9 protein-coding genes and 1 pseudogene are annotated in these 13,141 nt (G+C 37.8%); 1 reads left to right on the top strand and 9 read right to left on the bottom strand.

The genetic code is table 11. The features are described from left to right. Positions 1–143: 143 nt before the first annotated feature. The 8 genes from ald to WDJ61_RS07480 form a co-directional block, all read right to left on the bottom strand. Positions 144–1,256 carry an alanine dehydrogenase gene (gene ald, locus WDJ61_RS07515; protein ID WP_338754187.1) on the bottom strand — a complete coding sequence of 371 codons (1,113 nt, stop codon included), beginning with the start codon at positions 1,254–1,256 and terminating at the stop codon, positions 144–146. Between the two features lie 102 nt (positions 1,257–1,358). Next, a complete protein-coding gene (locus WDJ61_RS07510; protein WP_338754186.1) occupies positions 1,359–2,597 on the bottom strand; it encodes a PucR family transcriptional regulator in 1,239 nt (412 codons plus the stop codon). 43 nt (positions 2,598–2,640) lie between these two features. After that, positions 2,641–3,078 (bottom strand): DUF1284 domain-containing protein, encoded by a 438-nt coding sequence (locus WDJ61_RS07505; protein ID WP_338754185.1) that lies wholly within the window; start codon positions 3,076–3,078, stop codon positions 2,641–2,643. A gap of 214 nt (positions 3,079–3,292) precedes the next feature. Further along, the gene (locus WDJ61_RS07500; RefSeq protein WP_094835296.1) at positions 3,293–3,472 is read right to left on the bottom strand and encodes a hypothetical protein; all 180 of its coding nucleotides are present in this window, start codon (positions 3,470–3,472) and stop codon (positions 3,293–3,295) included. Positions 3,473–3,678: 206 nt separating this feature from the next. Next, positions 3,679–4,266 (bottom strand): SCO family protein, encoded by a 588-nt coding sequence (locus tag WDJ61_RS07495; protein ID WP_338754184.1) that lies wholly within the window; start codon positions 4,264–4,266, stop codon positions 3,679–3,681. Positions 4,267–4,408: 142 nt separating this feature from the next. Further along, positions 4,409–6,520, bottom strand: coding sequence for a cation-translocating P-type ATPase (locus WDJ61_RS07490; protein WP_338754183.1), 2,112 nt, complete (start codon positions 6,518–6,520; stop codon positions 4,409–4,411). 156 nt (positions 6,521–6,676) lie between these two features. After that, entirely contained in the window at positions 6,677–9,808 is a 3,132-nt protein-coding gene (locus tag WDJ61_RS07485; protein ID WP_338754182.1) for an AAA family ATPase, read from the bottom strand. After that, positions 9,805–10,950, bottom strand: a complete 1,146-nt coding sequence (locus tag WDJ61_RS07480) for an exonuclease SbcCD subunit D (RefSeq protein ID WP_338754181.1) — start codon at positions 10,948–10,950, stop codon at positions 9,805–9,807. The genes WDJ61_RS07485 and WDJ61_RS07480 overlap by 4 nt, the downstream gene beginning before the upstream one ends. Positions 10,951–11,153: 203 nt before the next feature. Here WDJ61_RS07480 and WDJ61_RS07475 point away from each other — a divergent pair, with 203 nt between their 5' ends. Beyond that, positions 11,154–11,579: a DUF2621 domain-containing protein gene (locus WDJ61_RS07475; protein WP_338754180.1), complete on the top strand. Its 426-nt coding sequence runs from the start codon at positions 11,154–11,156 to the stop codon at positions 11,577–11,579. 98 nt (positions 11,580–11,677) lie between these two features. Here the strand turns inward: WDJ61_RS07475 and WDJ61_RS07470 are convergent. Further along, positions 11,678–13,008: pseudogene (locus WDJ61_RS07470) on the bottom strand (IS3 family transposase). Between the last annotated feature and the right edge of the window lie 133 nt (positions 13,009–13,141).

Raw genomic sequence — 13,141 nt, 5'->3', positions numbered from 1 at the left:
TATATATACGATTGAACGAGAAAAAAAGTTTTGTGATTTTCACAAAAGATAGATTATTTTACACTAGTAGAAAAAAATCGTAAAAAAGACCAGGCTTTTCTGATACAGAAAACACCTAGCCTTTTTATGCCAATACTTATATTTTAGATTAATTCATCCACTGATTTAAATTCATAACCTAGATCATTCGCTACAGCTTCGTAAGTAACAAAGCCATTTAGCGTATTTACCCCAAATTTTAAAGCAGGATTCTCCACAATCGCCTTTCTAAATCCTTTATTAGCAATTTGTAAAGCATAAGGAATTGTCACATTTGTTAAAGCAACTGTTGATGTACGTGGAACGGCTCCTGGCATGTTGGCAACAGCATAATGAACCACGCCATGTTTTTCATATGTTGGGTTATCATGAGTCGTAATATGGTCAACTGTTTCAAAAATACCACCTTGGTCAATAGCTACATCAACAACGACAGATCCCGGTGACATCGATTTCACCATTTCTTCTGTAACAAGCTTCGGTGCTTTTGCTCCTGGAATTAATACCGCTCCAATCACAAGATCAGATTCTTTCACTGATTCAGCAATATTGAATGGATTAGACATTAATGTTTGTACGCTTGATCCAAAAATATCTTCCAATTGGCGTAAACGATCTGCACTTAAGTCAATAATCGTTACATCTGCACCTAGCCCAGAAGCGATCTTCGCAGCATTTGTTCCTACCATCCCGCCACCGATAACGGTTACTTTACTTTTTCTTACACCTGGAACGCCGCCAAGAAGAACCCCTTTACCACCTTTATTCTTCTCTAAAAATTGAGCACCAATTTGAGCAGCCATACGGCCTGCCACTTCACTCATTGGTGAAAGAAGGGGCAACGTACGATTCACAGAAACCGTTTCATAAGCAATACCTGTCACTTTATGATCAACAAGAGCTTTTGTAAGAGAAGGCTCTGCCGCTAAATGTAAATAAGTGAAAAGAAGCAAATCTTTACGGAAGTATTGATATTCTGATTCAAGAGGTTCTTTTACTTTAATGACCATTTCTGACTTACCCCAAACATCAGATGCTGAATCAATTAATTCGGCACCGAACGCTTTATATTCCTCATCAATGAAACCGCTTCCAATTCCTGCGTTTTTCTCTATTAATACTTTATGACCTGATCGGACTAACGTGCTAACACCTGCAGGAGTAATCGCTACGCGGTTTTCGTTATTTTTTATTTCTTTAGGAATACCAATAATCATTATGATCATCTCCCTGTTTTTATTATATGTCTATAGTATGGCAATTTTCTAAACATTTCATCATTATAAATAAAAAATTCAGGGAGATTTTTTTGTGAATTCTTACAAATCACTTTCCTCTAATTGTTTAATAAGTAAATCTAAATAGAGAGTGATCTTTTGATTAGCATCCTTTAAATTAATTTCAGCTATTTCTGAAATCCTTTTTAATCGATATGCTAACGTATTGGCATGAATATGCAACTCTTTCGCTGCTTCGTTCATATTTCCATCATATTGGAGAAAGACAAAAATCGTCTCTTTCATGTTCGAATGATGATCGCGATCATATTTCATTAGTTTCGTAATCATCGGATTTTGAAATCCTGTTTGTTTTCGAATGGCCGCTAAATCTTCAATAAACTGAAACACACCTAGTTTTTCATAACAACAAATCTGGTTTGTAATTTTCGGAAATTGATTCTTAATTTTTAGTACAAATAATGCTTCTTGATAGCTTCGGCAAATATGTAATGGCTGATCAGCAACACCACCTGCCGCTACTATGATGCCATCGATTTGTTGACGCTCATTGATTTTTGAAATAAAGTTATCAATAAAAGTAAGCAGACTATTCGTGTGGTCTTTTTCAGGTATTTTCGCCAATAGAATTAATTGAGTATTATCAAACGTTCTAGCTACAATTGGTAACTGTTGCATTGTTTCCACTAAATAATCCGCTTGCCGCTCAACTGACTGATTGATAGGTTGAGGAAAATCGAAAATAATCACTGCAAATGGCCCTTTTAACTGTAAATGGTGATACTCATTCATTGCTTCTATCTCTTTTAATCTTGAAAAATGACCAGTCAATAATTTCCAAAAAAACTCTTGATAGCTTTTTTCCGTTGCCTTTTTCTTCTTTTGATGTTGAAGCAATTGATTCTTCACTGCCTTTGCGGCTTCTTGTAAAATCATTAATTTTTCCTCAGTAAAGCTTTGTTTAGGATGAGCCCAAATAAAGCCCACTACTTGGTTTTGCTTACGGACGGAAATCGCTACTCGTTCTCCTAATGATACTTGTTCAATCCGCGGGATAATAACGGGTTCTTCCGTTTCAAACAACTTCGGAATCGCTCCATTTCTCCACAAACTATTGATAACATTCTCTGGCACTCGCCGCGCCATAATTGTGGCAATTCTAACTGAATCCACTTCATCCTCATGTCGGCTGTAAGCAATAATCCGATGGTTCGCATCCTCTATCGTAATCGGACACTCTAATTCTTCACTAATTCGATCAGCTAGCACTTCAATCGATTCATAATCATTTGCAAAATAATTCCCTGTTGCATTTGCCATATAAATGTTGTTCCTCCATTAACTTCATAAAGTGAAACTTCAATCAGTGGGAGTTTTCTTCATCCCCCACTTTTTCCTTCAACTGACGAATCCCTTCTTTACATACACCAGCACTAAGCCAAGAACACCCTTTACAAAGAAATTGCAGATCTTCTGGATGAACCTTTTCAACTGTTCGTTTAATTATATCAGATTTAAGGTACACTCTATTTTCTTCCAACCCTAAATGGTGAATGACATTTTTATCAAGTGCTGTTACATGTTCTTGTGACGTTGGTGATGCTTCACATATCGTTTCTCCTTTATTAGGACAAGAAAAACAAGCTTCATCAAATCCGACCACGACTCGAATAGGGAAGTCTTTTTGTTCGTTTCTTATATCCTTAACAATTTTCGTCATTGTACCAATAAATTCTTCACTATACCCCATTCCCCTAAATCCGTGAACACATAGAAGATGATGGCCTCTCATTTGTTTCATCATCATTTCCCTCCATTGTTTATTTATTATACAATATTCTTGTTCCATACAGTAATAAAGACTTACACCTTATAAAAGAAAAAGAAGTGCCCACTTTGGTTGGGACACTTCTTTTTCGACATTATAAATTAGCTGAAAGGTTTTAAAATTTGCAGACGATCAAAATTGACTGTAGGCAAGTAGGGAAAAAAATACGAAGGCTAATGGGAGGTAATCAATATTTTCTCGAATCACAATTCGGACAAACATATACATCTTCTGCATCAAAGATGGTTCCACACTTTGTTTGTTCAAGAACAACTAATGCTTTTCGCAAATCGGCACGAACACCTTCCCAACCACAATCACACTTAATTTTATTAAATGAGCCAAACTTATACACGCCATAATTCATATTATTCACCCCTTGAATGATTTTTCAGAATAATCTCTGTAGTCTAATATTACACAATACAAGCCCGAATTTCAATTAAAAAATGTGAATTTTTTGTTAATTTATTCAAAGTCAAGTCTTGTTTTTATTTAAAGTGATAAATTCATTTCTAGCTGTTAAAAATAAAAATGGCTGCCTAAACATAGCATCGTTAGACAGCCGCTTTTTTATTCTTCAATTAATTGCTCCATATCAAGCACAATTTCATCAAACGGAACATCTTCATTGCCGTTATAGCTTTTGACAACCGTTCCTTCTTTATCAACTAAATAAAAGCTTGTTCCATGCATAATTTGATCCGAATTAGGCTCTGGGATCGCTAATGTTTGAAAATTTTTCTCTGCAAATGTTTTAATGTAATCGGCATCATATCCTGTTAATAGATCCCAATTACTTTCATCAGCATCATAATAAGAAATATATTGTTTCAATTTTTCTGGCGTATCATTTTTAGGATCGACACTAAAAGAGACGATACGATAATCTTTAATCCCTTTATCGCTTAGCATCTTTTGCAGTTCAGACATGTTTTTCGTCATCGGTGGACAAACCGTTGTACAATTTGTGAAGATAAGATTAGCAATCCAAACCGTACCCTTTAAATCTTCAAGACCCACTTCTTTGTTGTCTTGATTGACATGAGTGAAATCTTGTAGTTTCACATCCATATTCCCTTGGAAGTCGCTGTTGCTACATCCTGTGATAAATACGAGCGATGTGACGATAATAAGTATAATTGAACGGTATAACTTCAAATAAATTCCCTCCTACATGAACGCATGGTGTGATAGTTCAATGGTATTGTATCCGATTCAATTTCTCAACGGGATAGAGCGAATGAATCTGAACAATTTATGAACGTCTATGAAGAAAAGCGAAGGGAAATTCCTCCTGGCTTTAATTTATTGAAACGCCCTCTGCTTTTTCTTGTTTCTTTTCAATCAAAATAGTTAAGCTAATGAGCGTAACCATGACCGTCGCCCCCATGTCAGATAAAATCGCAATCCAAAGCGTAAGTAATCCTGGGATGGTTAACAATAAGGCAATTAATTTTAAGCTAAGAGCAAGAATGATATTAATCTTAATGATTCGGTTAACTCTTCTGCTGATAGCAATGGCTGAAGGAAGTTTACCAAGATGGTCTTGCATTAAAACAATATCAGCCGTTTCAATCGCACTATCCGTTCCTTTCCCCATCGCAATCCCAACATCCGCTGTCGCAAGTGCTGGTGCATCATTTATGCCATCGCCTACCATCGCTGTCATGGACGTTTCGGTTAATTCTTTAATTTTTCGCACCTTTTCATCTGGCAGCAAACCTGCATAATAGTCTGTTAAGCCAATAGCTGTTGCGACCTTTTCGGCAGACTTTTGATGATCCCCCGTTAGCATAATCGTCTGTTTGACTCCATTTTCTTGAAGTCGCTTGATTAATTGATGAGCTTCTGGACGAATTTGATCAGAGATGCCAAATAAGCCAAGTACTTTGTCTTCATCAGCAACCGCTACTAAAGTATAACCTTTTTCTTTTAGTTGTGCGATATCCTCTTTCACCTTATTCGGTAACGATAGATGAGACAAGCTGTTTTCATTTCCTAAAAAGTAGCTTTTTTCATTCATCCGTGCAGAAACACCCTGACCAACAATCGTTTGGACGTCAGCTGCCTCCTCTATTTGACGTACATGTTTGGACACTTCTTTTACAACAGCTACTGCCAGCGGATGGGAAGAGTTTTTCTCAATAGCTCCAGCGATTTGATAAAAATTCGCTGCATAAACAATCGTTTTTTCTACATGGGGTTCACCTTTTGTTAAGGTTCCTGTTTTGTCAAAAGCAATGGTCTCTATTTTTCCTAGCTGCTCTAGATGAATCCCACCTTTTACAAGAATTCCATTTCTAGCATTTCTTGTAATACCAGACACAATAGCAATCGGGGAAGATAAGATTAAAGCGCACGGACAACCAACAATTAAGACCGCTAATCCTTGATAAAACCATGTTCCCCAATCACTTCCAAATAGAAGCGGAGGTATGATCATCACGAAAACTGAAATCAACATAATCGCAGGCGTATAATATTTAGCAAATCGATTAATGAACAACTCAGTAGGCGTTTTTGTTTCTTGAGCTTCTTCAACAAGATGTAAAATTTTTGCCAAGGAAGAATCTTCGTAAGCCTTGGCGATCTCAACCTTTAATACGCCTTCATTATTGATACTTCCTCCAAACACATCGTCTCCTATTTGTTTATCAGCAGGCATCGATTCTCCAGTAATTGCTGATTCATTGACTGAACTTTTTCCTTCGATTATTTTCCCATCAGAAGGAATTTTTTCTCCGGCTTTCACAAGAACGATATCTCCAACTTTCAAAGCAGAGATGGGTACCACTTTCTCATGCCCTCCATCGACCAAGACGGCTTCTTTCGGCGCCACTTGAAGTAAAGTAGCCATCGATCGTCTCGCCTTCTCCATGCCTAATCCTTCTAAATATTCATTTAATCCAAAAAGAATCGCTACTAGCGTTCCTTCTCGCCACTCACCAATGCTAAATGCACCAACTAAAGCAACCGTCATTAACGTATCAATATTGAACTTAAAACGAAAAAGATTTTTCATTCCTTTTATAAACGTCTGATAGCCACTGATCACTGTGGCGGCAACGTAAATAGATACGACGGCAGCAACAGGCAAATAATCTTCAAGCAGAAGAGCAGAAACAAACAGAATAGTAGAAAGAGAGAGCAACACTTTCCAATTTGGACCACCATGACCCTCGGCATGATGATGCCCTTCTTCATTAGAAGAATCCTGTTCTTTAATGATTGCCACTCCATCTTTTGCTAATATTTTTTCCACATTAGGTAAATGAATGTCTTCAGGTATGGACAGCTTACCTGAGTTATAATATATTTTGGCTTCTTTTCCATGCGGAAGCTTTTGTATTTCTTCTTCCATTTCACGAGCACAATTAGCACATGAAAGACCTTTCAACCGATATTCCGTCATAAAGGACACCCCATTCTTGAACATCATTCAAGTTGATAATAACATATTTTTCAAATCATATATATGATTATATGCTCATATTGGAAAGTTTGTGCCTTAATAAAAAGGGGCGTGCTGCTTCGCTCACGCCTCCTTTTCCAATTTTTCCAATGATCATCATCCGAAAAATTGGAACTCGGTATAACTTCCACTTTGAGTAGAAATCACTTCTAAACGAGCTTCGATTCTTTCTTTCAATTCCGGAACATGAGAAATAACCCCGACTAATCGACCGCTACTTTGAATATCCATTAACGCCTCAATCGCTTGATCGAGCGATTCTTGGTCAAGTGTACCAAATCCTTCATCAATAAACATCGTTTCTAAAGAGACACCACCGGCATATTGCTGAACCACTTCTGCTAAACCAAGGGCTAAAGCTAAAGATGCTTTAAAACTTTCTCCGCCAGATAATGTCTTTACATGACGTTCTTGCCCTGTATATTGATCAAACACTAATAATTCAAGACCGCTTTGCGCATTGCCTTTCGCTCGATCCGTCTTTCTCAGTAAATAATAGCGGCCTGCCGTCATTTTTACGAGCCGTTCATTTGCTACAGTTAAAATATCATCTAAAAATGAAGCAAGTACATATCGTTCAAAGGTTAACTTATGAACATTGTTGCCATGTGCCATATCATACAGATGCCCAATTAATTGATATTTCTCTTCTAATTCCTTTAAATCTTCGTTCAGTTCCTCTACTCGTTCCTTAATCCGATGACAATCGCGAATGAGAGCGGATGTCATCGCCCACCTCTCCTGCTCGATGGTGATTTGCTCGGTGATCGATGCTAATTCCTGCTTGATATGAGCAACATTCGGCTTCTCTACACCTTCTAACAGTTGTATCAGTTCTTGCCTTCTATCAGAAACTGAACGCAACTCCTCATGATAAGCCATAATTTCTTGCTGTATATGCTTAATCGCTGCTTCCGATCGCTTGCTGCTTTCATATTGTTTATAATCTTTAAATTGATATTGGTTCATTAACTCTAAAAAGACGTTCCGCTCTTTTTCTAGTTGTTTCTGTTTCCCCTTATGCATATACTCTACTTCTTGAAGGGTTGCCGCTGCTGTTGCCACACTTTTTTCGCTTATTTGTTTTTGCTTCAATGCTTGATCGAATCGTTCGAACAGCTCCTGTTTTCTTTTCTCGACTCGATCAAGAGCCTCGTCAAATGCTGGCTTCTTCCGAATAGAGGCCGGGATACTTTTTAATAAATGCTCCATTCCCTCGCGCTTTGCTACGAATAATTCTTGTGCATTACTCGCCTTTTGTTGAAGCTCATTGATCTCTCGTTGAAGCTTTCTTCTTTCTTCTTTTAGCTTTTCCTTTGTTTCCATCCATTTTGTTTTGAGCTGCAGCCGCTCGTTAGCTTCTCGAACGAGCGCTTCACTTGCTTGCTTTTGCTTTAACAGTCCATCGATTCGCTGCCCATCTTTCATTAAATCATCATCTAACCCAATCTCTTCGGCTTTTTGCTTCAGCTTCCCTAATGTTTCCGTACTTAATTCATAGCGTGTTTGCTTTTCGAACTTGTTTTTTTCTATGATCAGTTGTTCACTTTCTAGCCTTTCTACTTCATTTTTAGCTAATTGAATCTCCTCTTTCGCAGGTGCTCCCAAAACTTCAGAAGCAGGGTGGGGATGATCTGTTGAGCCGCATACTGCGCAAGGCTGCCCTGCAACTAATGTTGCGGCTAACATACTAGCGTGATGTTTATTCCACGCTGATTCCAACTCTTCTAATACTGTTTGTGCTCGAGTAAGCTGTACACTTTTTTCATCATACTTTTTCATCAAGTTGCGATACTGCTCTTGCAGATTGGACACTTCCGTTTGTTGCTCTTGAATATCATGACAAAGCTGAATACGCTCGTTTACCTTTGTTAGTTTCTTTTCTTCTTGATATAGCTGGTTTTGCCAATGATCTAACGAAGAAAGTTCCGCTTCTACTTGATCGATTCGCTTCTCTGCTTCTTCATGCTTTATTGATAATTCCATGCGGCAGCTTTCTAATTGTTGCTTTTCTTTCTCTAGCCGTTCAAGCAATTGTTGCTCATCATCTAACGAGTAAACGGCCGCTTTAATTCCATTTAATTTACTGACTTCATCAGCTGCTTGCTGTCTTTCCTCTTCCTTCGCATTCTCTTCTTTCCATATTTGCTCTGCTTGAATATACGCTTCTTGTTTGGCGGCTAACTCTTTTGTTGTTAAGTTGATTCTCTGATTCAGGCCATCCAGCTCACTTTTTAACGCCTTACACTCTTTCTCTTGCTGCTCAAGTTTCGTTGCTTTTTCAGCCCATACAATTTCCGTTTGTTTACTTAAAATGTCTTCTTTTCTTGCTTGCAGCTGTTGCAGCTGTTTATCTAATTGCTCTTTTCTCTCTATTTGAATGATGAGTCGTTCAGCCTGATCAAGCTTTTTATTCCATTCATCACGTAACTCATTCTGCTTTAAAAGAGTTTGTTGAATATGCTGAGATTGAACGGTCAAGTCTTCGATATCTTTTGCAAGCTGGATAATCACAGCGGATTCATTCAATGGTGATGTTTGAAGTAATTGAACCATCTCCTCAGAAGATGATTGAATGCTTTTTAAAAGCTGCGTTCGTTCCTCTGCACCCGATTGCACTTTCTGTTTTAAGGAACTCGCTTCTACCTTTAATTTTTCCTCTATCTTTTTGTAAAATTGAGTGTGGAATAGTCGTTGCAATATTTGTTCTTTATCTTTACTATCAGAAACTAGTAATTTTCTAAATTCTCCTTGAGGAATCATTAATATTTGGCGAAACTGATTCGCATCTAGCTGAACAATTTCTTTAATTTTTTCATCGACATCTCGCACGTTGGCTGCTAGGAGCTTTCTTTCTCCATCATTTATCCACTCATAGAGCTCAGCTTTTGCCGTCACAGTTCGATAACCATCCCCGCGTTCTTTCTTCTTTTCTTGCTGAGGTGAACGATAGATCTCATATGTATGGCCCTTCAATGAAAATTGAAGCATGACTTCTGTTAATAAATCATCGCTGGCAAAATGACTGCGAAGCTCTGCACCTGTTCTTCCCTCACTGCTAGCTCGCCCGTAAATCGCAAAGCTAATCCCATCAAAAATCGTTGTTTTCCCCGAACCAGTTCGGCCAGAAATCACAAACATCGTATGATTTTCGAGTTGACCGAAATCAATAATTTCCTTTCCGGCATAAGGACCAAACGCTTGCATCATTAGTTTTAACGGCTTCATTTTTGCTCAACCTCCAGCTTTACCCCTTGAATGATGTTCTCCATGATGTCTTTTTTCTCACTTGTAAAAGAGTCCGTCGTCATTTGTGTGTAAAAGTCAGAGAAAAGATCAAGTTCGTTTTTCTTTTCATCACGCACCGACGTATAATTTTGTTTCTTTTTTTGATCGATAAGCTCTATTTTTCGATCTAGATGTAGCACATTCGGGTATACTTGCCTTAATTTACTCATCGGGTCAATCAGCGCTCCCTTGTCTAGCAAGGTGACTTTTAAATAGTCTTCTGCTTGCTCTGTCTCAACACGGCTTGGATCTAACAGTTCCTCAAGTGTCCCTTCTATTTCACGCATATCTCTTTTCGGGATGAGTGTTCGTTCTTCAATCGTCACTTCTCCTCCTTCTTTCATCTCTACAATAGAAATACTTTTCCGTTGCTTCGCTTCAGAGAAAGAGTATTTTAATAGCGATCCAGAATAACGAACGGTCTCATGTCGAATTGCATCCGGACTATGCAAATGACCAAGTGCTGTATAATGAAAAGGAGCAAATAAGTCGATGCTAACGCAGCCTGAGCCTCCGACAGATAACGTTCGCTCAGAATCGCTTGTTTGACCACCAAGAACAAAAGCATGACCGACAAATACATTGATTTCTTCCTTATTCATCTCTTCTTCAATTTTTCCAATAATCGCTTTCATCGCTTCTTGATGAGATTGAATCGAGTCATCACCTAACAGTTCGCGAACCACTCCCGGTTCTGCATATGGAATGCAATAAAAGTTAACTCCTTTAATAGATACCGGTGCAAAGTCTTGATCCAACTTCCCTTTTAAATAAAAGCCACTATGTTGAAACCACGAAGCACCAAAAGACAGTCGCTCTGCACTATCATGATTTCCTGCAATAGCAACAATCGGTGTCTTTAATTCCACATTTATTTTAAATAATATCTCATTTAACAGTTCTACTGCTTCCGTAGGTGGAACCGAACGGTCATACAAATCTCCTGCAATGACAACAGCATCAGGTTTTTCTTGTTCAACAATTTCGACAAACTGCCTAAGAACCTCTCTCTGTTCAGCTGTCATATACACCCCGTGAACGAGCTTTCCTAAATGCCAATCCGCTGTATGAATAAACTTCACTTGTCTCACCTCTATCATAGTCTATATATTTAATAGTAACGAATTATTATATGAATGCAAACGCCAAAAAACTAGTCTGGTAGAGGAATTCACAAAAATGAAAACATTGCTGCCATAAATGGCTCCTATAGCTTACCTATTGTTTCACCTCCATCAATTGTCTATAATAGTAACGAAAGTAAGTGATAGTTGGGGGTTACATAATGCTAGAAGGCTGGTTTTCTTATTTTATTTTATTCTGGGTATTTATATTGACAGGAAGCTTTGCTATTGGGGGCTTCTTTATGTTTAGAAAATTTTTAAAACGATTTCCGAAAGAAGATGGCCGTTCTGATATGGATTGGGAAGAATACTATGTAGAACAAACGAGGCGCTTATGGAAGCAGCAAGAGAAGGACTTGCTCGAAGAACTTGTTAGTCCGGTGCCCGAATTGTTTCGCGATGTTGCCCGCCATAAAATTGCCGGAAAAATTGGTGAAATCACATTAAAAGAAAACGCAAAAGAAGTAACACAAGACTTAGTCATCCGTGGATATATCGTCGCCACTCCGAAACGCGACCATAAATTTTTACGAAAAAAACTAACCGAAATGAACATTGATATGACTCCGTATGAACATTTGTTTTAATACATGGCTAAGTTGCTTGTTATACTACTCTACTATTCAAAAAAAGAGGCTACCCGAAATTTAAAGTGTACCCTTTGTAAAGGACATTTTAAAAAAGCCTAGGCAGTTTTTAGAAGATGATCTCTGTATTGAACAGGGGTCATCTTTTTTAGATTCCATTGATACCTATAGTTATTGTAATAAATCATATATTGCTTAATTTCACGTTTTAATTCCTCTAGTGTTATACATGGTTTAATATAGGCCTCGTCCTTAAAATGCCCAAAGAAGGATTCTTGCGGAGCATTATCCCAACAGTTACCTCGCCTGGACATGGATTGACGTAATCCAAGTTTCTTCACTAACTTTTGAAAATCAGGGTGTGTATAGTGGGTACCTTGATCAGAGTGTATCAAGGCATCTTCTGTCTTTCTAAAGTTTCGATTCTTCTTTAACTTCAGAAGGGTACCTGTAGCTAAATCCATGGTTAATCGGTCTGACACGTGATAGGCCAAGAGTTCATTGGTTGAGCTATCTTTAATTGTCGACAAATAGGCTTTCTGACCCTTTCCGTAATATAAATATGTGATATCGGTTAGGAGTACCTTTCCAGGGACACCTTGCTTAAATTGCCGGTTCAATAGATTTGGTACAACTCGGTGTTCTTGTGTGGCTTTCATCATTCGTCTATAAGGATTTGCCTTTCTGATAGGGCATATAATCCCATACTTCTTCATGATTCGCCGTATGCGCTTTAAATTGTAGACAACACCAAATTGACCCGCCAAAGTCATTTTGATTTGACGTGCCCCTTTTTTCCGTCTTTTAAAATGGAAGGCCTTTAAGACAATCCCCTTTACTACCTCATCTTTTTCATCTTTTAGCTTCCTTTGTTCTTGCGACGCTTTTGAGAAATAATTATAATAACCACTTCTTGAGACGCCAGCTGCTTTACATAGGTAGCTCACTATATTTTTTAATTGATATTTTTCGATAACTGATCGAATAAGGATATACTTTCGGCTAGGAGGAAGTGCTATTTCTTCATCCCCCTTTCTGCAAATCGAATCTTTTTTAAAAGTTCATTTTCCGCCTTTAACAAGTTAATTTGTGCTTCTAAGCGAGCATTTTTCTCCTCTAGGGATAATTCTCTTTCTCTAGGACGCCCTGAGTTACCAGTTCTAGTATCACGTAAACCACTTATCCCTCCCTCATTGTAAGCATCATTCCACCTTCTACTAGCTGACTTAATCCGGTGTTTCCCCAAAACATCTATGTCAAAACCATGTTGTTCAAATATATCTCTGGCAAACTTGCCTTTCTTTTTTTCTGCGATAAAAATATGTTTAAATTCATCTGTATAGGTAATTCCTTTTGAACTTACAGATTTAACGTAAGGATTAATTGATAGCAACTTGATCTCTTTTTCTGTAAAAACCTTTTTACTCATAATTTCTCCGTCTCCATGTCAATTTCTCTGGTTGTGTTTTTTATTATACAAAAAAGTACCCTATAGGTAGACTTTTTTAGTGTCTACTCTATAGGGTACACTTTAATTGAATTAGGGTGCCTCTTTTTTTGAG

Source organism: Bacillus sp. FJAT-52991, from assembly GCF_037201805.1.
GTDB lineage: Bacteria > Bacillota > Bacilli > Bacillales > Domibacillaceae > Bacillus_CE > Bacillus_CE kandeliae.
Note: the sequence above shows the minus strand (reverse complement) of the source record. Positions and strands in the feature narration are given on the sequence as shown.

What these genes read in the sequence shown, in the direction of transcription:
- WDJ61_RS07485 (WP_338754182.1), bottom strand. Translation starts at nt 9,808, where the DNA reads ATGAAGCCGTTAAAACTAATGATGCAAGCGTTTGGTCCTTATGCCGGA.
- WDJ61_RS07475 (WP_338754180.1), top strand. Translation starts at nt 11,154, where the DNA reads ATGCTAGAAGGCTGGTTTTCTTATTTTATTTTATTCTGGGTATTTATA.
- WDJ61_RS07500 (WP_094835296.1), bottom strand. Translation starts at nt 3,472, where the DNA reads ATGAATTATGGCGTGTATAAGTTTGGCTCATTTAATAAAATTAAGTGT.
- WDJ61_RS07510 (WP_338754186.1), bottom strand. Translation starts at nt 2,597, where the DNA reads ATGGCAAATGCAACAGGGAATTATTTTGCAAATGATTATGAATCGATT.
- WDJ61_RS07490 (WP_338754183.1), bottom strand. Translation starts at nt 6,520, where the DNA reads ATGACGGAATATCGGTTGAAAGGTCTTTCATGTGCTAATTGTGCTCGT.
- WDJ61_RS07505 (WP_338754185.1), bottom strand. Translation starts at nt 3,078, where the DNA reads ATGAAACAAATGAGAGGCCATCATCTTCTATGTGTTCACGGATTTAGG.
- ald (WP_338754187.1), bottom strand. Translation starts at nt 1,256, where the DNA reads ATGATTATTGGTATTCCTAAAGAAATAAAAAATAACGAAAACCGCGTA.